This is a genomic window from Xanthobacter autotrophicus, assembly GCF_030015065.1.
Classification (GTDB): Bacteria; Pseudomonadota; Alphaproteobacteria; order Rhizobiales; family Xanthobacteraceae; genus Xanthobacter; species Xanthobacter autotrophicus_D.
Window position 1 is genome coordinate 1 of record NZ_JAIVFN010000577.1, and the last position, 383, is coordinate 383.

Genomic DNA, 383 nt, shown 5'->3' on the forward strand with positions numbered 1-383 from the left:
CTGGTGCTCGGGCCGGTGGTATGCGAGGGCGACGTGCTGCTCGGCACCCGCACCGTGGTGGGGCTGCACGATGCGCTGACGACGGTGAGCGGGCGCTGCATCGTGGCCGAGGAAGGTGCCACCGTGCACGGCACGCTCTGGGCGCACGAAATCGGCATGGTGAAGCACACATGAAAAGCCTTGCCATGAAAGCCTTCTCCATCCTCCGCACCGCGGCCGCGTTATTCTCCGTGGCATCGGCGCAAGCCGGTGCTCCGCCGCAGCTGGATCTGCGGGGCTACGGAGGAGACACCGGGATCATCACCATCCTGCACGGAGGCCAGGCGAGCGATCCGTACTTCACGCTGCAGGCCCTGCTGCTGGCCCACGACAACGGGCTGGAC

At 67.4% G+C, this 383-nt stretch carries 1 protein-coding gene; it reads left to right on the forward strand.

The genetic code is table 11. The annotated features are described in order from the left end of the window. Positions 1–170: 170 nt before the first annotated feature. The coding region (locus K9U40_RS24590; RefSeq protein WP_257080580.1) for a hypothetical protein at positions 171–383 on the forward strand (213 nt) is incomplete at its 3' end.